Origin of the sequence: Terribacillus halophilus (genome assembly GCF_900101385.1) — a bacterium.
In the GTDB taxonomy this organism is placed as follows: domain Bacteria; phylum Bacillota; class Bacilli; order Bacillales; family Amphibacillaceae; genus Terribacillus; species Terribacillus halophilus.
Map to the genome: position 1 here is coordinate 28830 of NZ_FMZB01000009.1, position 18031 is coordinate 46860.

Consider the following 18031-nt stretch of genomic DNA (forward strand, 5'->3'; position numbering starts at 1 on the left):
TGCCTCATTGGAGGCATCAGCTTTTTTTAGTCTTCCTTGACAGAAATATATTCGTTTTCCGCATCGCCTGACCCATTGACGTTATTCTTGAACTGACTCAATCGACCATTCCGCTTTTCGCCATGGTTCTTGTTTTCTTTGAATTGATGATCATTATTGGGCTTTTTCTTCGGCATGACAGAACCCCCTTTTCGTCTATTATGCGAAAAGAGGGATTCATTTATTCCATTTTACCCGCCAAAAGCTGCTGCTGTGATGCGAACTCACGATACAGATCGTGCTGCTTGAATAATGCTTCATGGGTTCCGATACCGGTTATTCTTCCTTTTTCAATGAACACGATTTGGTCTGCCTCCACAATTGTCGACAATCGGTGAGCTATCACAAAGGTAGTCCGATTCTGCATTAGATTTTGCAATGCTTGCTGGACATAGATTTCCGAGCTGCTATCCAGACTCGATGTCGCTTCATCCAACATCAAGATCTGCGGATCACGCAAGAGCGCCCTGGCGATCGCTATACGTTGACGCTGTCCGCCAGAGAGTTTGACCCCCCGTTCGCCTACCGTCGTTTCAAAACCATCAGGCAGCTCTTCGATGAACTGCTTGGCATAAGCCATCTCCGATACGCGTTCAAGTTCCTCATCGGACACCTCTCGCTCCAATCCATAACAGATGTTTTCGCGGATTGTACCGGAAAGCAGCGCTGTTTCTTGCGCTACGTAGCCAATCTGTCGTCTCCAGTCATGGAGCTTATAATCCTGGATAGGTGTATCATCAAGCCGAATCGTCCCTTCTGTCGGTTCGTAATACCGCTCCAGCAAGCCAAATAGGGTCGATTTCCCCCCGCCGCTTGGTCCTGCGATGGCCGTCACCTTTCCAGCAGGAGCTGTAAAACTAAGATCGTGCAAGACTTGATCAGACTGATACGCGAAGCTCACATGCTCGATATGCAAATCCCCATCCACACGCTGAATGGATTTCCCTTTATCTGCATCCTCTGTCTCTTCCCCAAGCACATCATAAATACGTTCAGTTGCGCCCATCGCTTTTTGCAGATGTGTGAAGAACATGGATAGCTGCGTCATCGGCATGATGATTTGGAACAGGTATAGGATGAAAGCTACCATGTCGCCCGCTGACAATGCACCGGATGCAACGCGGACACCGCCATAACCGATGATCGTTACTAGCAGAAGCATCATGACGAACAGCATGAGCGGTGAAAGCAGCGCTTGAATTTTTGCTTCCTTCAACCCATACGTAAATAATGTCCGGATACCTTTGTTACCGCGTTCCAGCTCGACATGCTCTGCATTTGAAGCTTTGACGAGTTTCATTTCCGGGAGCACCTGATTCAATACCGCTGTGAATTTAGCCGTCTCTTCCTGCATCGTCTTTGATACCCGATACATCTGGCGTCCAAGCACCATGATGATGATGATAGCAACTGGGACAGCCAACAGCATCACAATCGTCATCTTCCAATCAAGAATCAGCAAAATGATGATAGAACCAACAATGGATATGATACCAGTTACGAAGCTAGTCAAATGATCCGTGATCAACTCTTTTAGTATACCCGTATCATTCGTCACCCGGCTTAGTGTCTGTCCTGTTTCATTATTATGGTGAAAACGAATCGGCAGGTGCAACAGTTTCTCCCACAAACGCTCCCTAAGCTTAGCTACGACATGATGACCGACTTTAGCCAGTAAGTAAATGGACAAGCCGCTCGCCAATGCCTGCAGAACGAAAGCAATTACCAATATGGTAATCTGTCCGCCGGTAAACGATTGTCCGCTGAACCCATCCACAAGATTTTTCGTGAATAGTGGCACAGCGAACCCGACACCTGTTGTCATCAAACTCATGAGGAGTGCTGTTATGACTATTCCAAGCGGTGGTTCGGTCCCTTTTACCAGTGCCAGGAATAAACGCCAGTCAAACTTTTTATTCTCTAATTGGTTCTGCTCCATTTTGTACCTCCAAGTTCTAATACATATCTATCTTCTGCGAAAAGCATCGCATATCCTTCATGCGCATTCATTGTGAAGTATTCCTTATCCTTCCTTAGAAAGGATATATCCTCCGGGAGCAGCGGCTGCTGCCAATAAAAAAGACTGTCTGCAGCATCCACGATCAACCGCAGAGATTCTTTGTTAAAATGATAGTAATAATTCGGAACAGATATATGCGCTTGAAATAAGTTGGCACGTGTACCATTCGTATATTCTATCTTTTTAAGATACGGCTCTAGGCTCTCCAGCAGTGTATGGAGCGTTTGTTTCTGACCCATCATCTTTTTCGGCAGTACAGCAAAAGTGAATGTGTCACAGACATCGCATAATCTTTCCATCAATGACTCATATGCCTCTGCCAGTATATCGGTTTCTATTATTTCAAACATCATACTATCCCCTCAATAAAACAAGGAGTCCTCTCGATGGAGAACTCCTTACACCAATGATAGGAATTTTTCTTCAGATATGATTCGCAAAGGCCGCCCGTTCTCGATCATTCGCTCCGCTTGCACAAGCTTGCTCGTTTTCTTTCCGGCAGCGAACTTCTCATAATCCTTCGCTCCGACAACGAGATACTGCGTAGACGCATCCATCTTGTCAGTGTGCACGCCGCCTACATTGACCAGCTTTTGGATGGCGTCTTTCCGTTTCAGGCCTTTCATAGTCCCGGTAAACATCACTTGCTTCCGGTAAAACGGATGTGACGAGTCGAATTGATCCGTTTGCGGCTTAATATCGCCGTAACGTGATCTACTGCCAGAGGAGCTTGTATCATGGATGCTTTTTTGCTTCACCTTCAATACCTTAGTCAGTTCCTCGATGCTCTGTACTCCAGAATCAGCCATCGCATGAAGGAAGATATTCGCTGCCACCCGTGCATCTTCCATAGCATTATGATGCTCGAAGCTGATTTCCTTGCTGGCAGCCAATGTATTAAGCCGATGGTTCTCCATATCCGGCCAAACCTTCTTGCCGATGATCCGCGTACAAAGATAAGCAAAATCCGGCATCTCCAAACCAAAACGTGCCACTGCCTTACGGATGACGCCCATATCAAAGCTCGCATTATGCGCAATAACGACATTACCTGCCAGATAGCTGCCAAGCTTGGGCCAGATTTCCTTGAACGTCGGCGCATCCTCCACATCACGCGGAAGAATGCCATGCACCTGGATATTCTGATCTTCAAAATCCATCAGCGGATTGATCAGGGTGTACCACTCCTCAACCACCCCTGTCTCATCCGCTACAGCAACACCCACTGAACAAGCACTGGACCAATATCGATTCGCCGTCTCGAAATCTATACTCACAAACCGCACTGCATCGTCCTCCAAATCGACTTTATGTTACATAAATTATATCACAGCAGCCGATAGAGTCCCTCAATTGTGCTTGTTGAAAAAGATATTGTCAGCAGGAGAGATAAGCGTTATAATATTTTTGTGACGAAATAATATATTATACGGGGCATTAGCTCAGCTGGGAGAGCGCTTCGCTGGCAGCGAAGAGGTCAGCGGTTCGAGCCCGCTATGCTCCATCTATATAAACCCTCTAAATAACAGCTTTTAATGTTATTAGAGGGTTTTATTATTACATATTTAAGTATGACATTTATTGAATGGTCATACTATTGGTCATGCTAGGGAATTATTACTCACTCTCTTGTTTATCATAAACATTCACATTCATTTCCAATCCCATTTTTCTCCACGAGATACTTCGTTCACCTGATGCTCTTTTAAGATCTTCTTCAAGGAAGAAATTTGGAAATATTAAATTAGTAAAGATGTTCTACTAGATGAACAACAGATAATTCAGAATAAAAATCGTGTAATAATCATACTGCCCCCTCCATATCTAGGATATAGAGGGGGCAGTATAATTATCACATTATTAAAAAAATGCGTTTTTCAATGATTGAAGAAACATTCAAGCAGACTTACAATCATTATGTCCATGTGCTTTTTCAGTTCACTAAAAAAGCTGCGTAAATAAGATAATCGTTTCACTGAGATACCAAATATAACTCATTTATTCTATATAAAACTATGATTCTTAATGAGGCCTTGCTAGATAAACAGCAACAAGAATGAGAATGATTCCTAGCACTATGAAAATCTTATATAAAAAATTCTGTTTTCTACGAGAAGCACCAAGAATGGTGAAGAATATGCCAAGGATGAATGACATGATCATTATATAGAATCCCATTTTATTCATTCCTTTCGAGAGTAATTATTCGTTCATGGCGATTGGCTAAATCTAAATCATGAGTCACTGTAATAACAGTAGTATTAAATTCTTTATTCATATCAAAAAGTAGATTGATAATTTTTTCTTTATTTTCTAAGTCTAAAGACGCAGTTGGTTCATCTGATAAAATTATTTGGGGATTCATAATTACAGCCCTAGCAAAAACAGCTCTAGATCGTTGGCCACCAGAACAATCAAGTGGTTTTTTTTTCAAAATGGGCTCAATCCCAATTTTATTAGTAATTCGTTTAAAGTGATCTTGGACAGTTAGGTCTTTTTCAGTTTTAGCATACATAAGCGGCAATTTAATATTATCCTCTATGGTCAAAGAATTAATTAGTGAGGACTCCTGAAGAACAAAACCAATTTTTTGATTACGCCACTCAGCTAGTTTATTTCGTGATAAATCCTTAACAGATGAATCAAAAAGCTTATAGCTCCCTTGATATTGTGTATCAAGTAGACCAATAATATTAAGCAAAGAAGTTTTTCCAACTCCAGACTCTCCTATAATAGAAAGTCTTTCCCCAGGTTCAACTTCCAAATCAAAATCATTTAAGATAGAAAAACCTTTCTTCTTGAATGTTTTTTTCTGGATTTCTAGTTTAATTATACTATTCATTGTAACACCCCTACGGAAATCGGAATACTTTTAATTTTTCTTATCGTAAGTTCAACAATCGTAAATCCAATAATAAAATCTATAAAAAGAACAATAAGTAAAGCCATCCAATCCATACTTATTAAGCCAAATATTCCGTAAGTAGCAAAAGTTGAGTCTTTGTTTAACCAAAAGCCGTATCTATTGAAAGCGGTTATTGCAAATAATATGGCTAGAATAATAGAAAACAATATTCCAAAATAACTATAAAAAATTACTCTTAGTTTTGAATAACTTAATCCAACTAATAAATTGATTGTAAAATCTTTTATCATCAACCGAATACTGACCAGGGTATTCCAGATTGCTAAACAAACAATGATTATGAGTAAAATAAAGGTGATAGTACAGATGATTTTTAATGAATTAACATAATAATCTTCAAAGTAATTAAAGTTTTCTTGTTGATTAAAAAAGTTAAATTCTAAACCTAGATTTTCCTGGATATGTTCTTTTAAATTCATTGCTTTCTCTTTTGACGAATCAAGAAGCACAATGTCCATCAAACCATTAACGTGGAGGTCAAGACCCGCACTTTGAATAAATTCTTCATTAACAGGTAGAAAAATTGAAAAATTGAAGTAATTCTTTGAATTGGGAGCATAAAAATTAGAACGATGAGTATTCTCCTTCAAGACTCCTTGAACTTTTAAATTGACTAATTGTTGGGTGACAGGATCTGTAATCTCAAAATTTGATCCTACAGGATATGTTGTGGCTAGACCTGCACCTACTAAAACAGGTATTTCTTCTTTATTAAATTTATAATTGAAGTTTAATTGGTTTCCTTGAGATAATCTAAATTGATTTATCTTATAAGCCTCTTCGTTGATATAATTGAAAGGAACTTCCATCTTATGTTTATTATGTAATGAAGTGACAAAACCATCGACTTGAAGAGCATAAGTATAATTGTTGTTTAAATATTCATATACCTTTTGTGTATCATCTATTTCAATTTTAGTAAAATCAGCTTCACTATTTGGGTCTAGATTAGCAATAAAAGTTCCTTCTTGATTCAGAGTTTCTATTTCTTGATAACCTTGAAAAGTTGAAATAACTGAACGAGCAGTAGTAAAAGAAAGATAATTAGCTAAAAAAAGTAATATTATCATACCCAAAACAAGTATCCATCTTTTTAAAAGTATTCTAATTATAAAAAAACGTAAAATTCTCATTCTTTTTCCACCTTACCTGCACTAATTAATATATATATAATAAAAATAAAAACTAAGTAGAGATTGCTGGTTACATTGAGCTCTAAATAGAAGTTTAATAAGAGTGATAGTAAAAAACTAAACACTAATATAGCTAGACTATTCAAGATATATCGAATTATAATATTTACCATTGTATCTCCTACAAGTATTCGGCAGGATATTTCTGTTTTTTTACGATTTAGAAATTGATAGTGAAATACTATTATAATAAATGTAAGAAAAATATTTATTATAAGCTGATAATCTATAATACTTTTTAAAAAAGACTTTAAAATATAAGAACCTTCTAAATTCAAAGTTTGTACATAAATAAATATCAAGTTTGAAGCAAAACAGATTAGATAGCTAGCAAACGCCTCAAAAACGTCGATAAATCTAAATAAAGAATATTTCAATAGTATCACCTTTTAATAAATACCAACTACGTAGTTATTATTCATAATTAAAGTAATGCGGTACTTTATAAGATTTAAAAGTCGAATTCGGGCCCTGTAGGGAAATACCTATCAGGCCCGAACCATTTCCTATAATTCAATAATAATAAATCTCATAGATATTTCATTAAAATTTGTTAATAGAATATTTCAAAAATTTAAACTAAGAAAAATTATTTTTTTGCTCCACGGCTCCAAGTAAATTTCGTAGTATACTTGTCTCCCCATCTTAAATCGTCCCAAACAGAACCTGTCACTTTGCTAGTATAGGCTGTTTTACTTAGTAAAGTTCTACCATTTCGTGTATATTTAAACGAAGTAGACTTATAGGCCGAATTAGAGTAATTCCAGGCGGCACCATTATATTTAATTTGGAAAGACTCTACAGAGGAGGCTCCACTAGAAGAATTTCCGAAAGATGCCGCATCCGCTGTACTTGCACCTAATCCAATTGTGCCAACTACCAACATCGAGCAAATAAACTGTCTCGTTTTCTTTTTCATAGTACATCCCTCCTTTCTATTAGTATTTACTACGAATATAAACTAACATATTTTTCATTAAAGTACAATAAATTGGAAAATAATTATAATAATTTACAGAAAATTATTATATTATAACGGAAATGGTTCACGAATACAGTAAGATGGAAGTTCCTTTTACCCTTTTCAGACGTTTTCCAAGGGAAGTCATTGACAACCGAGCATCTGATTGTAAACGCATTAGTATATCTCTATCGATACTCTCCATATTAAGTACCCCTTCATATAATAATTGTATTTTGTTTATAACTAATTAAAATTCTATCATTCTTCTTCATCTAAAAGGCATACACAGTGGCGATTATGAGTGCTTTAACCCTCAATTTCCATTTATTCCTTAGATATCATCATCAAAAAAACTGTAATTGGAGTACTAGATGTCATACAACGCACATTGAATTTTAGCTAAATCACTGAAGCATCTTTACAACTATGGTCATAAATTGGTCACAAACCTAAGAATACAAGAGATAATCAAAGATAATAAGAATGATTATTATTTCAAAAACACACACAACTAATACTCAGTATTTCTTATAAGGAACTAGAGATTACAGTGCTCTCTACGCTGGCAGCGAAGAGGTCAGCGGTTCGAGCCCGCTATGCTCCACTAAGAACGATAGCAAATCGGAGGCATAATTTATTTATGCCTCTTTTTTGTTTTAATTCCATCCACTTTGTACTTGCTACTTAAGATACATATGCATTTACACGATGACCTATTACTCATCTCATTTCCTGAATAACATTCGCAAAATACTTCTTTTTTTCTAACTTTCTCCATCGTATTATCCAATTCTCGACAAAAATCGACATAAACGTAGGTGCATCGCTGATCATGCATAACGGTAGTGAGAATTCATCCGCTTCTACTGCCAACGGGGAAGCTGTACAGCACACGCAATCAGGATTCATGATTCCGACACCTGTGTTGTGGGGCTTGGTTATTTCCCTGATCGTTGGGGTTATTTTATCGTATATATTAGGAAAAGCGATTGAAAAACCCATTGAGAAGGTAACGGAGATTGCCGGAAAAACTGCTGATTTAGATTTGGTGGATACAGACGAAGATTTAGAAAAATTGTTGAAAGCAAAAGACCAAACCGGTGATATGGCAAAAGCTTTATATGAAACAAGAAAAGCACTCAAGGATATGATTTCTAAACTCCAGATGTTTTCTTCCACTGTTACGAACCACTCAGATAAACTTACTAAAAATACATATGAAAATGTGAACTCGATTACACAGGTAGTCACTACATTGGATCAACTTGCTGCAGGAAACGCAGAAGAAGCAGAGACAATGAGCGGTATTAGCAGGACATTCTCGGATGTGGTCTCGCTGATGGACGATATAGCTACAAATACGTCCGAAAGTGCAGAACAAGCATCTAAATCGATAGAATCGATCAATGAAGGTCAAAAAAGTGTCGATATGCAAACGAAGAAGATGGACGATACCCTTCATGTTTCACATGAAGTCAATTATTCAATAAATGAACTAAAAGAAATGATAAATCAAGTAACAAGTTTTGTCGGTATTATTAAATCCATCGCCGAACAGACAAATTTATTAGCACTGAATGCATCCATTGAAGCAGCAAGAGCCGGCGAAGCGGGTAAAGGATTCGCCATAGTAGCAGATGAAATAAGGAAACTCGCCGAAGAAACTTCTATTTCAGCTGGCGAAATAACAACTATCATCGAAAAGACTTCAAACAAAACAGATTTAGCCGTTACAAATATCAGCAAATCAAACCAATTAGTGAACGAGTAAAGAGATGCATTAAAAGTTACAAAAGACGCATTTGAAAAAATCAAGAGTATGTATGAAGGTATTGTAAATCACTTTAACCAAACGGCAGAAGCCATTCGAACTGTGAACGCAAACTCAAAAACAATATCTAACCAAATTCAAGACCTGACATCACAAGTGGAAGACTTTGCAGCAAGTACGGAAGAATTATCTGCTGCTGGACAAGAACAATTGGCATCAACTGAGATTACCGCAAATTCCGCTAAAGATTTAGATGGATTAGCAATCCAATTAAATGAACAGCTTAATAAATTCAGAATTAAATAGCAGTAAAAGCCAAAGCGTTTTCAGACTTACAATCAAAATGCTTCATAACTTAAATTATATGAAAAAACCGAATATACGTGAATCCTGGTTAAAGAATTCACGTCATAGTTCGGTTTTTGTTCTAGCTACATCATTTTTGTCCCAGTGAAATTATTTATATATCTGATGCTCCTTAATATACTGATAACAGCTCTCCGGCAGCAAGTACCTCGGCTCTCCGCCGACAGCAAACTCATCGCGGATGTAAGTAGAGCTGATTTCCATCGCGAGCCCTTTATCAATCAGATGAAAGGTTTGCCCGTCATCATGATTGCGCAGCAGCGGGGAATGACTGATCACTTTCAGCATATCGATATCGTTACGGGCCATGACAATGAATCGATTGTCACGTACCAATGCTTCACTGTTCCCCCATTTTCCCGCTCCAATATCTTCGAGCAGGTCTGCACCCATGATGAAGTATATCTCATCCTCAGGATAGACTTCCTTGAAATGCTTCAGTGTCTGCTCGGTATACACATTCCATGCTTCTTGCTTCATTTCGTAATCATCGGCAATATAACAATCATTATCCTGGATAGCCATCTGGACCATTTGCCAACGATGTTCGTCGGTTGTATTGAGTTTTTTATCCTTCCGCTTACTCGAGCAAGGCAGGAAGATCACCTTATCCAGCTTGCAGCGATGGGCTACCGTGCTGGCAGTCCACAAATGGACATTTGTAATCGGATCGAAGGAAGAACCATAAATGCCGATTTTCCCCATGTCACTTCTCCTCCAGCTGTGACTTGATGCGTTCGATCAATTCCATCTTATTGTTCCAGCAAGCTGTGCTCAAGTCGACAGGATATGCCTCGGGGTTATGTGTCCGTTTATATTCGTCCCATAGGTAAGTGAGGCTGTGTTTCACATATTCACGCATCTCTTTCAGGGATGGAAGCTTGTAGACGAGCTCACCGTTTTGGAAAATTGGCTGCTGAAGCTCCTTCGCCTCGAAGTCCGTTACGAACTTGCTGATGTACGGGTAAGTCGGGTGGAACATCTTAAGCCTCTTTTCATCCTCTGGATTTTCATCCTTTAGCGCAATATAATCCCCTTCCGATTTCTGATTGGCCCGATTTATGATCCGGTAGACGCGTTTCAATCCAGGTGTCGAGACCTTTTCGGGATTGGCGCTGATTTTGATTGTATCAACCATGCTTCCATTGTCATCCTCGATGGAGACAATTTTATATACCGCTCCCAATGCTGGCTGATCATACGCAGTTATCAGCTTCGTACCAATGCCCCAGTTGTCAATTTTTGCTCCTTGTGCCTTCAGTGCCCCAATTGTCTCTTCATCTAAATCATTGGATGCCGTGATCTTGGTTTCCGTGAAACCTGCTTCATCCAGCATCTTGCGTGCTTGTTTTGATAAATAAGCAAGATCTCCGCTATCCAGACGAATGGCGTTGAAGCGTATTTTATCTCCCATTTCTTTTGCCACTTTGATGGCATTAGGCACCCCCGACTTCAATGTATCATACGTATCCACCAGGAAAGTGCAGTCCACATGGCTTTCTGCATACTTGCAAAAGGCCTCATACTCGTCAATATATGCCTGCACAAGTGCATGGGCGTGCGTACCGGCAACCGGTATCCCGAATTTCTTACCCGCCCGCACATTGGAAGTAGCATGGAATCCACCAATGTAGGCGGCCCTGGTCCCCCAAATGGCTGCATCCATCTCTTGGGCACGCCGGGAACCGAATTCCATTGCAGTCTCTCTCTCATCCAATACCTGCATGATACGAGCTGCTTTCGTAGCAATCAGCGTTTGATAGTTCACGATATTCAGTAATGCTGTTTCAATGAGCTGAGCCTGGGCCAGAGGCGCTTCCACCCGGATGATCGGTTCGGTCCCGAAAACAAGCTCTCCCTCCTGCATGCTATATAAATCCCCGGTAAAACGCAGCTCGCGTAAGTAGGCAATAAACGCTTCATCATAGCCAAGCTCCTGCTCCAGATAATCCAGATCCGAGTTCGAGAAGCGGAAATCCTTCAAGTAATCGATGACGCGTTCCAATCCGGCAAAGACGGCAAAGCCATTGCCAAATGGCTGCTTACGGAAAAACAGTTCGAATACCGCTTTACGATTGTGTTTTCCATCCTTCCAATACGTCTGGGCCATATTAATTTGATAAAGATCGGTATGCAATGCCGTGCTATCATCCTGATAATATGTCATCGTTCCTTTCCTCCTTCCACAACTTCAGCACCTAATACGTTTTTAAAATGATGCAGTGCATAGGCATGCCCTTCCTGGTGGAAGCTTGCCACCGCATCCGCATGGACGATGATTTTATAGCCATAGTTATAAGCATCGACAAGCGTGTGGAACACACAAATATCCGTCGCTACACCAACCACATGGATTTCTTCTATTCCGCGCTCATTCAACCGCTGCAGCAAGTCAGTACCAGCAAATGCGCTGTACCTTGTTTTATCCATAAAGTAGACATTCGATTCTTGTTCAGCCGCTTTATACACATCATCAAGCTTTCCGAACAATTGCCGTCCTTGTGTCCCTTCGATATTGTGCGGTGGATACAGCTTTGTTTCCGGGTGGAACACATCCCCCTCCTCATGCTTATCGATGGCGAAAACAACGTAGTCTGCCCTATTGATAAATGCGGAGGTAATCGCCACCAGCCGTTCCTCGATTTCACGTCCTGGCTCCCCGCAACTGAGCGCTCCATTTTCTGCTACAAAATCATTGGTATAATCGATATTGATCAATGCTTTCATCCTGCATCCTCCTTTGGATTAATGACGAGCTGTATAAATCGATTGCTTTATGTCTGTTTCAACGAAACGATAGAGCTGTGTCGGAAGTTTGGAGGTCCGCTGTGTCTTCTGCCCCTCAACTGCTTCGATAAAGGGCAGTGATTTGATTTTACGCGCAAACGCCTGCTCATTCCGGATTGCCTTGTCATCTGTGATGGTAAGCAGGACAGCCTGCAGCTCTGAATAGGTGAATGACTCGGGTAGGAATTGCTTTGCAACTGTAGTTTGCAATAAATCCCGCGAGATATGAGCGATTGCATCACAAATGATAGCCGAATGATCGAATGCCAATTGATTCCACTCAAGTTCCTCTACCGAAAATAATTCCACATCCGCAGCATCATCATTCGCTTTTCTGGAAAATAATTGATGTTCCGGTACAATTGCATAATGCGCATTCGAGATGATCCATCCGCGCGGATCCCTCTCAGGCTGATCATAAACGCCAAAATGCTTCACAGGAATACCATCGATACCTGTTTCTTCGCTCAACTCACGACTGGCAGCTTCTTGGGCGGTTTCTTCCGGTGTCACGAATCCGCCCGGCAACGCCCATTTCCCTGCTTCAATATTCGGATTCCCTTCTGTATCATAATCCGCGCGCTTGATGAGCATCAGCTTGAGCTCCATTTTGGGTGGGGCATAGGCTTTTGTCCTTTCTGAGGTGATTGTGAAAACGGCGATATCCGATGTATAACCATCAGGTGTACGATAGCGGCTGACATCATAGTGTTTCACTTCTTTATTCGACTTCAATCATGTAATCTCCTTTTAATTAACAATATGTTAAATGTTAATTGCATTATATGCAAGTTAACTCCATAATGTCAAGGATAAACAAAAAAGCCTCCTCTATGATGAAGGAGACTTACGTCTGTGTGAAAATCATGACAGTTGCACCCGCAACAATCACGAAGATGACCACATATAAACTGGCGATCAGCTTTCTTTTGTTCAAAATCGCCTCAATGGAAAACAATAAAAACATGAGTGATAATAGCGGCAGCATCAATTGGGGATTCACTTCATAGTCTTGATCGATATATCGGTAGACGCCGATTGCAATGACAATGACGGCGAGCAGAGCATTTATTTTTCGTAACATTTGCATTCTTCCTTTCCAAGGGGCATGATGAGTCATAGACAGTATAACAGGACGAAGCTCCTTATTGAATAGAAAGGGGTATGTAATATGCCGACTTATGACGAATGGCAAGTAACCTATAAAGAGACGGCCATCCGGGAGATTCAGAAATACTTCCGAATTTATGAAATAGGTAACGTCTCAGAAGCAGTTCTGGAAGCAGGATCTGCCAGGATTGCCCAACAGGCAGAACGCATTGAAGATGACACATTCGCTTCCTTGCTGGAACAAATCAGTCGCAGTTTAGCCAAAAATGATATCCAGGATGTCCGTAACAAATATTACGAATTGGAACAGCTGGCTATTTAGCTAATTTACTAAAGAATGCTTTGGTTCGACTCAGATATTTTTTCTGTTTCCCATCCTTTCTTTCCATGCCGCCGAACTCGAATATCTTCACTTTGCGAATGCCAACAAAATGAAACAGCGCTCGTTCCATCAGGATTTTATGTGCATTTCGCAAATAGAAGCGGCTATATAGAGAGGGACCTTTCATCGTTGAAACACATACTGCCTGCTTCCCTTTTAGAAGTCCTTCTGGCAAAAGTCCGTCATGCCGGTAAGCAAAATTTGCCGCAAAGACTTGATCGATGAATCCAAGTAGCATTGCTGGGGGCCGCCCCCAAAAGATTGGATAAATGAATACAAGCAAATCAGCCTGATTGACTTTCTCACGATATAATGCGAAATCCGGATCGGTGTGCATATCCCGGCGGCGCTTTTTCTCATGAAAAACCAAGGCAGGCTTAAAGTCTTCCTCATATAAATCAATTATTTCCGTTTTGCTGATGACAGGGTTGGCTTTGATCCCTGCTTGTACAGCTTCTAAAAAGCTATGGTTGAGTGATGCATGATTAGGATGTGCGTATACCAATAATGCGTTCATCGATTTCCTCCTGAAACCAAGATATCTCATATACACCAACCATATAAAAAAGTTCCAAAAAAAGAGTGTCAGCATTTTACGCTGCACTCTTTCCATTTATGCTGTCAAGACGAGAACGAGGAGAGCCACGATTTGATAGCCTGCACCAATGACACTTGTTGCCAAACCACCGATTGCCATCCTCCTCCCTGCCTTTTCTACATGCTCTGCTTTCCGTATCGTATGTATGGCAAGGACAAAACCAATGATACCGAAAAAGATACCGTATAGAGAAAGAAACAAACTGATGACCCCGAATACGAGCGAAACAAGTGCTGTTTTCTGCATGGATCAAAACTCCTTCTTCTAAGTTCTGTTTCCATTGTATCCCTAGTCTTCCCTCACTGTCCTGTTTCTTAACTTTTCTAAATTATTTTATCCTAAACAAAAAGGCATCCTCTCAAGAAGAGGATACCTTGGATTTGTCAGCTTGCTTTGCCCAAACATCTTCGTCTACGTTCGGAATCCCCGCTACGCTATCTGCATAGAATTGCGGATTTTTTCCAGCCTGCTTTTGTCCCATATAGTCTTTTAATGCACGGAAAGCGATTTTTCCAAGCAGCACAATCGCAATCAAGTTGATGAACGCCATGATTGCCATGAACAGATCGGCAATTCCCCATACGAAATCAAGACTTGCCATGGAACCAACTGCAACCATCGCAACTACCGCTACACGGTAGATGAATAGCCATGTTTTGCTACGCTTGATAAAATTGATGTTCGACTCACCATAAAAATAGTTACCGACTACAGATGAGAAGGCAAACAATAAGACGATCAACGCAATAAAGATTCCTGCCCAAGATCCAACAAGGGAACTTAGTGCATCTTGTGTCAGCACGATTCCATCAGATTCCGTACTTGTATAAAGTCCGGACAGAATGACGATGAATGCTGTAGCTGTACATACACCGAATGTATCGACATATACACCAAGTGATTGGATGAAACCTTGTTTCACCGGATGAGATACATTGGCAGTAGCCGCCGCTTGCGGTGCACTACCCATACCGGCTTCATTCGAAAACATACCTCGTTTGATACCTTGCATCATCGCAACACCAACGGCTCCGCCAGCAATTTCTTTGATACCGAATGCATCTTGGAAAATGATCATGAATGCATGCGGAATATCCGTGATATGGAAGATGATGATACCGATAGCCAGCAGGATATATCCTCCTGCCATGACCGGCACGATAATTTCAGATACTTTGACGATTACCTTTGTACCGCCGAAGATGATAAGTGCACTGATGACTGTCATAACAATCGCCAATAGTCCTTTGCTGATACCGAAGGAGCTATGGAATGCACTTACGATCGTATTGGCTTGAACGGAGTTAAAAGCAAGACCGAATGTCAAAGTGATGATTACGGCAAAAGTGACACCAAGCCAACGCTTACCTAAAGCTTTCTCCATATAGTAAGCTGGACCACCGCGGAAAGAAGCTTCTCCGTCTCGCGTCTTATAGATTTGTGCTAGTGTCGCTTCGACGAAACCAGACGCTGCACCAAGGAAAGCCATCAGCCACATCCAGAATACCGCCCCCGGACCACCGACAGAAATAGCAAGCGCGACACCAGCTAAGTTACCGGTACCTACACGTGCAGCAGCACTGATACAAAAAGCCTGAAAAGAGCTGACCCCTTTCCCATCGGCTGTCTTTTCACCGATCAATTTAAACATATGCGGTATTTGCGTGAATGTCGTCATCCTAAGCCTAAGGGTAAAATAAAGACCGACTAGGAGCAATAAACCCATCATGATATAAGTCCACATAAAATCACTTGCAGACTCTATTATTTTTAATAATATATCCATCTCTTTCTCTCCCCATTATAAATACACCTAACCAATGTAACAAAATCTAACATGATACGCAATGTTTTTTCCTTCCATCGTGATGCGTTTTCCATGATATACTGGGGTAATAAAGACAAGGTGGGATAGGAATTGAAGCAAGATAAGGAGAAAAAAACCTTTCGTTATCCATTGGCGATCACAGTAGGTGTTATGATGGCAATACTATTCGGAATTGCCCTGCAAAGCGTCGCTACTGGTATAGCAATGGGGGCTATTTGGGCCATCATTTTCGGATCGATGCCAAAAGGTACAAAAAAGGAGAAGAAATAATGATGACAATACGTCCCTATCAGGCAGGAGATCTAAACAGGATTATTACATTGTTAAAAGAAGAAGGCTGGACCACCCTTGCCGCTGATCCTGTCCGCTTCGATCAGGCTATGGAGGGATCAACAGCTCTCGTTGCCATGCTTGATGGCCAAATCTGCGGCTATATCCGCTGTATCACCGATAAAGTCATCACCCTTTTCGTTGCCGAATTGCTAGTGGATGACAAGGTGCGTGGACAAGGGATCGGCGGCAAACTGCTTCAAGCAGCACACGATCTTTATCCTTTGACACGTATGGAGCTGCTTGCCACAAGCACATCAAAATCGTACTATGAGCAGAAACATTTCCGACCTTTTTATGGTTTCCGCAAGACATATGCAGAGTAACTACTCGTTTATCTAGTACATATGATATATATTTAGCATTTGTTGTTTGTCAGTTTGTACACTGGGAATACATTACTAACTCAACTAGAGGAGGTAATGAGAATGGCACATGAAGATCGCGCACAACATGCTGCGAAAAATCTCTCTCAAGAAGATAAGAACGAGATTCTGAACAATTTCCAGAACTTCCAAGATTATTTAGGAAACAAAGTGAAACAAGGGGAACGACTTGGGTTGAGTGAAGAAGCTTTGACAAAAGCCGCTCAGCGCGTCGCTGATTTTTTAGCTGATAAAGAGGAACCTCGCAACCGTGAGGAGTATTTACTCAAACAACTGTGGTTGGTTGCTGATGAGGAAAATAAGAAGCCGCTTGCGAATACACTCGTGAAGCTGGCGGATCAAACGAATTAATGAAAAAAGCGGATCCGATCGGATCCGCTTTTTCATTTGACCCGATAAATCGGATCGGGCTTTTCACTGCTGATCTGACAAGACAGCCCATTCGTCTCAATACTGATTGTGCCGCCTTTGGCCGTTGCATACAGCACAGCACCGGCTTTTCGCAGATTACGCACAACTTCTTTTGTTGGATGTCCCAATTGATTGTCTTTCCCATAGGAAACAACGGCATAATCAGGTTTTACTTTTTTCAGGAAAGCGAGTGTATTACTTGTTCGGGAACCATGGTGTGCCACTTTATATACTTCCGATTCCACTTCAAAATTATTTTTCATCTTGTATTCCTGTTGTGATTCGGCATCACTCATCAGCAGGAAATCGACTGTGCGATACGTAAGCCGCAAAACGATGGATGCTTGATTATTCGTCGCTTTCGGGTGATTGGCGTTCAATACTTGGAGGGAAATAAGCGGATCAATTGATAAATAATGACCTTCTTTGGCAATTGTCACTGGTATTTTCTTTTCTGACAGGAGTTCTGTGTAGCGTTGATACGTTCTGGTCGTGTACAATTTCCCGCTATCCAGCACTTGCTTTACTTCTAGTTTTTCCAGCACAGGAAGGAGTCCGCCGATATGGTCGATGTCCGGGTGAGTGGCAACAACGAGATCTATTTTTTCCACTCCTTTGGCAGAAAGCGCTGATACCACCTTCTCCCCCGCTTCCCTGTCGCCTCCATCCACTAGAATATTATAATGTGATGGCGTTTGTATCAGCATGCTGTCCCCTTGACCAACATCGAGAAAATGAACTTGCAGGTTACCTGCTTCTTCAGTTTGCGAAAATATATAGTCCCAAATGGCATTCCCGCTTTCGGCAGCTGCACTTGTGGGGAAACTAAGTATCAACCAGATACAAGTCATACTTATCCATTTTTTCATTGCGTTCCGCCCCCTTTTCCATAGGATGCAATCCGCAATGCGATCGTATGC

General features: G+C 40.9%; 22 protein-coding genes and 1 tRNA gene. 7 read left to right on the forward strand and 16 right to left on the reverse strand.

Features of this window, described 5'->3' with window-relative positions; translation table 11 throughout:
- Positions 1 to 26: 26 nt before the first annotated feature.
- The 4 genes from BLQ53_RS18985 to BLQ53_RS14570 are packed head-to-tail and all read right to left on the reverse strand — an operon-like array spanning position 27 to position 3345.
- Positions 27 to 176 (reverse strand): hypothetical protein, encoded by a 150-nt coding sequence (locus BLQ53_RS18985; RefSeq protein WP_170829718.1) that lies wholly within the window; start codon positions 174 to 176, stop codon positions 27 to 29.
- 44 nt (positions 177 to 220) lie between these two features.
- Positions 221 to 1978 carry an ABC transporter ATP-binding protein gene (locus BLQ53_RS14560; protein ID WP_093728037.1) on the reverse strand — a complete coding sequence of 586 codons (1758 nt, stop codon included), beginning with the start codon at positions 1976 to 1978 and terminating at the stop codon, positions 221 to 223.
- Positions 1960 to 2409, reverse strand: a complete 450-nt coding sequence (locus BLQ53_RS14565; protein WP_093728038.1) for a hypothetical protein — start codon at positions 2407 to 2409, stop codon at positions 1960 to 1962. Before BLQ53_RS14565 ends, BLQ53_RS14560 begins: the two co-directional genes overlap by 19 nt.
- 48 nt (positions 2410 to 2457) lie before the next feature.
- Positions 2458 to 3345, reverse strand: a complete 888-nt coding sequence (locus BLQ53_RS14570; RefSeq protein ID WP_093728039.1) for an exonuclease domain-containing protein — start codon at positions 3343 to 3345, stop codon at positions 2458 to 2460.
- 145 nt (positions 3346 to 3490) lie between these two features.
- On the opposite strand from BLQ53_RS14570, the gene BLQ53_RS14575 reads away from it, so the two are divergent.
- A tRNA-Ala gene (locus BLQ53_RS14575) sits at positions 3491 to 3563 on the forward strand.
- Between the two features lie 675 nt (positions 3564 to 4238).
- Here the strand turns inward: BLQ53_RS14575 and BLQ53_RS14585 are convergent.
- The 3 genes from BLQ53_RS14585 to BLQ53_RS14600 all read right to left on the reverse strand — a co-directional run bounded on the left by BLQ53_RS14585 (position 4239) and on the right by BLQ53_RS14600 (position 7097).
- Positions 4239 to 4901, reverse strand: coding sequence for an ABC transporter ATP-binding protein (locus BLQ53_RS14585; protein WP_093728041.1), 663 nt, complete (start codon positions 4899 to 4901; stop codon positions 4239 to 4241).
- On the reverse strand, positions 4898 to 6118 hold the full coding sequence (locus BLQ53_RS14590) for a peptide ABC transporter permease (protein WP_093728042.1): 1221 nt from the start codon (positions 6116 to 6118) through the stop codon (positions 4898 to 4900). Before BLQ53_RS14590 ends, BLQ53_RS14585 begins: the two co-directional genes overlap by 4 nt.
- A gap of 649 nt (positions 6119 to 6767) precedes the next feature.
- Positions 6768 to 7097, reverse strand: a complete 330-nt coding sequence (locus BLQ53_RS14600; protein WP_093728044.1) for a hypothetical protein — start codon at positions 7095 to 7097, stop codon at positions 6768 to 6770.
- Positions 7098 to 7974: 877 nt separating this feature from the next.
- On the opposite strand from BLQ53_RS14600, the gene BLQ53_RS14605 reads away from it, so the two are divergent.
- Entirely contained in the window at positions 7975 to 8913 is a 939-nt protein-coding gene (locus tag BLQ53_RS14605) for a methyl-accepting chemotaxis protein (RefSeq protein WP_212733370.1), read from the forward strand.
- 48 nt (positions 8914 to 8961) lie between these two features.
- Complete coding sequence (locus BLQ53_RS19080; protein ID WP_212733371.1) at positions 8962 to 9219, forward strand: methyl-accepting chemotaxis protein; 258 nt, start codon at positions 8962 to 8964, stop codon at positions 9217 to 9219.
- Between the two features lie 150 nt (positions 9220 to 9369).
- Here BLQ53_RS19080 and nadD read toward each other — a convergent pair whose 3' ends face one another.
- From nadD to BLQ53_RS14630, 5 genes are all read right to left on the reverse strand, one after another.
- A complete protein-coding gene (nadD, locus tag BLQ53_RS14610; RefSeq protein WP_093728045.1) occupies positions 9370 to 9984 on the reverse strand; it encodes a nicotinate (nicotinamide) nucleotide adenylyltransferase in 615 nt (204 codons plus the stop codon).
- 1 nt (position 9985) lies between these two features.
- On the reverse strand, positions 9986 to 11446 hold the full coding sequence (locus BLQ53_RS14615) for a nicotinate phosphoribosyltransferase (RefSeq protein ID WP_093728046.1): 1461 nt from the start codon (positions 11444 to 11446) through the stop codon (positions 9986 to 9988).
- On the reverse strand, positions 11443 to 12006 hold the full coding sequence (locus tag BLQ53_RS14620) for a cysteine hydrolase family protein (RefSeq protein ID WP_093728047.1): 564 nt from the start codon (positions 12004 to 12006) through the stop codon (positions 11443 to 11445). Before BLQ53_RS14620 ends, BLQ53_RS14615 begins: the two co-directional genes overlap by 4 nt.
- A gap of 18 nt (positions 12007 to 12024) precedes the next feature.
- Complete coding sequence (locus tag BLQ53_RS14625) at positions 12025 to 12801, reverse strand: NUDIX hydrolase (protein ID WP_093728048.1); 777 nt, start codon at positions 12799 to 12801, stop codon at positions 12025 to 12027.
- A gap of 112 nt (positions 12802 to 12913) precedes the next feature.
- Entirely contained in the window at positions 12914 to 13150 is a 237-nt protein-coding gene (locus tag BLQ53_RS14630; RefSeq protein WP_093728049.1) for a DUF3953 domain-containing protein, read from the reverse strand.
- A gap of 87 nt (positions 13151 to 13237) precedes the next feature.
- On the opposite strand from BLQ53_RS14630, the gene BLQ53_RS14635 reads away from it, so the two are divergent.
- Entirely contained in the window at positions 13238 to 13498 is a 261-nt protein-coding gene (locus BLQ53_RS14635; RefSeq protein ID WP_093728050.1) for a hypothetical protein, read from the forward strand.
- Here BLQ53_RS14635 and BLQ53_RS14640 read toward each other — a convergent pair.
- The 3 genes from BLQ53_RS14640 to BLQ53_RS14650 form a co-directional block, all read right to left on the reverse strand.
- Positions 13491 to 14075, reverse strand: coding sequence for an NAD(P)H-dependent oxidoreductase (locus BLQ53_RS14640; RefSeq protein ID WP_093728051.1), 585 nt, complete (start codon positions 14073 to 14075; stop codon positions 13491 to 13493). The genes BLQ53_RS14635 and BLQ53_RS14640 overlap by 8 nt on opposite strands.
- Positions 14076 to 14171: 96 nt before the next feature.
- Positions 14172 to 14402 (reverse strand): hypothetical protein, encoded by a 231-nt coding sequence (locus BLQ53_RS14645; RefSeq protein WP_093728052.1) that lies wholly within the window; start codon positions 14400 to 14402, stop codon positions 14172 to 14174.
- A gap of 112 nt (positions 14403 to 14514) precedes the next feature.
- Positions 14515 to 15942 (reverse strand): alanine/glycine:cation symporter family protein, encoded by a 1428-nt coding sequence (locus BLQ53_RS14650; protein ID WP_093728053.1) that lies wholly within the window; start codon positions 15940 to 15942, stop codon positions 14515 to 14517.
- Between the two features lie 132 nt (positions 15943 to 16074).
- On the opposite strand from BLQ53_RS14650, the gene BLQ53_RS14655 reads away from it, so the two are divergent.
- From BLQ53_RS14655 to BLQ53_RS14665, 3 genes are all read left to right on the forward strand, one after another.
- Positions 16075 to 16254 carry a hypothetical protein gene (locus tag BLQ53_RS14655; protein WP_093728054.1) on the forward strand — a complete coding sequence of 60 codons (180 nt, stop codon included), beginning with the start codon at positions 16075 to 16077 and terminating at the stop codon, positions 16252 to 16254.
- The gene (locus BLQ53_RS14660; RefSeq protein WP_093728055.1) at positions 16254 to 16640 is read left to right on the forward strand and encodes a GNAT family N-acetyltransferase; all 387 of its coding nucleotides are present in this window, start codon (positions 16254 to 16256) and stop codon (positions 16638 to 16640) included. Before BLQ53_RS14655 ends, BLQ53_RS14660 begins: the two co-directional genes overlap by 1 nt.
- Before the next feature lie 102 nt (positions 16641 to 16742).
- A complete protein-coding gene (locus tag BLQ53_RS14665; protein WP_093728056.1) occupies positions 16743 to 17051 on the forward strand; it encodes a DUF3243 domain-containing protein in 309 nt (102 codons plus the stop codon).
- Positions 17052 to 17083: 32 nt separating this feature from the next.
- On the opposite strand, the gene BLQ53_RS14670 is transcribed toward BLQ53_RS14665, so the two are convergent.
- A complete protein-coding gene (locus tag BLQ53_RS14670) occupies positions 17084 to 17980 on the reverse strand; it encodes a ComEC/Rec2 family competence protein (RefSeq protein ID WP_093728057.1) in 897 nt (298 codons plus the stop codon).
- Positions 17981 to 18031: the final 51 nt, after the last annotated feature.

What these genes read in the sequence shown, in the direction of transcription:
- BLQ53_RS14660 (WP_093728055.1), top strand. Translation starts at nt 16,254, where the DNA reads ATGATGACAATACGTCCCTATCAGGCAGGAGATCTAAACAGGATTATT.
- BLQ53_RS14560 (WP_093728037.1), bottom strand. Translation starts at nt 1,978, where the DNA reads ATGGAGCAGAACCAATTAGAGAATAAAAAGTTTGACTGGCGTTTATTC.
- BLQ53_RS14565 (WP_093728038.1), bottom strand. Translation starts at nt 2,409, where the DNA reads ATGTTTGAAATAATAGAAACCGATATACTGGCAGAGGCATATGAGTCA.
- BLQ53_RS14605 (WP_212733370.1), top strand. Translation starts at nt 7,975, where the DNA reads ATGCATAACGGTAGTGAGAATTCATCCGCTTCTACTGCCAACGGGGAA.
- BLQ53_RS18985 (WP_170829718.1), bottom strand. Translation starts at nt 176, where the DNA reads ATGCCGAAGAAAAAGCCCAATAATGATCATCAATTCAAAGAAAACAAG.
- BLQ53_RS19080 (WP_212733371.1), top strand. Translation starts at nt 8,962, where the DNA reads ATGTATGAAGGTATTGTAAATCACTTTAACCAAACGGCAGAAGCCATT.
- BLQ53_RS14640 (WP_093728051.1), bottom strand. Translation starts at nt 14,075, where the DNA reads ATGAACGCATTATTGGTATACGCACATCCTAATCATGCATCACTCAAC.
- nadD (WP_093728045.1), bottom strand. Translation starts at nt 9,984, where the DNA reads ATGGGGAAAATCGGCATTTATGGTTCTTCCTTCGATCCGATTACAAAT.
- BLQ53_RS14645 (WP_093728052.1), bottom strand. Translation starts at nt 14,402, where the DNA reads ATGCAGAAAACAGCACTTGTTTCGCTCGTATTCGGGGTCATCAGTTTG.
- BLQ53_RS14585 (WP_093728041.1), bottom strand. Translation starts at nt 4,901, where the DNA reads ATGAATAGTATAATTAAACTAGAAATCCAGAAAAAAACATTCAAGAAG.
- BLQ53_RS14665 (WP_093728056.1), top strand. Translation starts at nt 16,743, where the DNA reads ATGGCACATGAAGATCGCGCACAACATGCTGCGAAAAATCTCTCTCAA.
- BLQ53_RS14620 (WP_093728047.1), bottom strand. Translation starts at nt 12,006, where the DNA reads ATGAAAGCATTGATCAATATCGATTATACCAATGATTTTGTAGCAGAA.
- BLQ53_RS14670 (WP_093728057.1), bottom strand. Translation starts at nt 17,980, where the DNA reads ATGAAAAAATGGATAAGTATGACTTGTATCTGGTTGATACTTAGTTTC.
- BLQ53_RS14635 (WP_093728050.1), top strand. Translation starts at nt 13,238, where the DNA reads ATGCCGACTTATGACGAATGGCAAGTAACCTATAAAGAGACGGCCATC.
- BLQ53_RS14600 (WP_093728044.1), bottom strand. Translation starts at nt 7,097, where the DNA reads ATGAAAAAGAAAACGAGACAGTTTATTTGCTCGATGTTGGTAGTTGGC.
- BLQ53_RS14650 (WP_093728053.1), bottom strand. Translation starts at nt 15,942, where the DNA reads ATGGATATATTATTAAAAATAATAGAGTCTGCAAGTGATTTTATGTGG.
- BLQ53_RS14615 (WP_093728046.1), bottom strand. Translation starts at nt 11,446, where the DNA reads ATGACATATTATCAGGATGATAGCACGGCATTGCATACCGATCTTTAT.
- BLQ53_RS14590 (WP_093728042.1), bottom strand. Translation starts at nt 6,118, where the DNA reads ATGAGAATTTTACGTTTTTTTATAATTAGAATACTTTTAAAAAGATGG.
- BLQ53_RS14630 (WP_093728049.1), bottom strand. Translation starts at nt 13,150, where the DNA reads ATGTTACGAAAAATAAATGCTCTGCTCGCCGTCATTGTCATTGCAATC.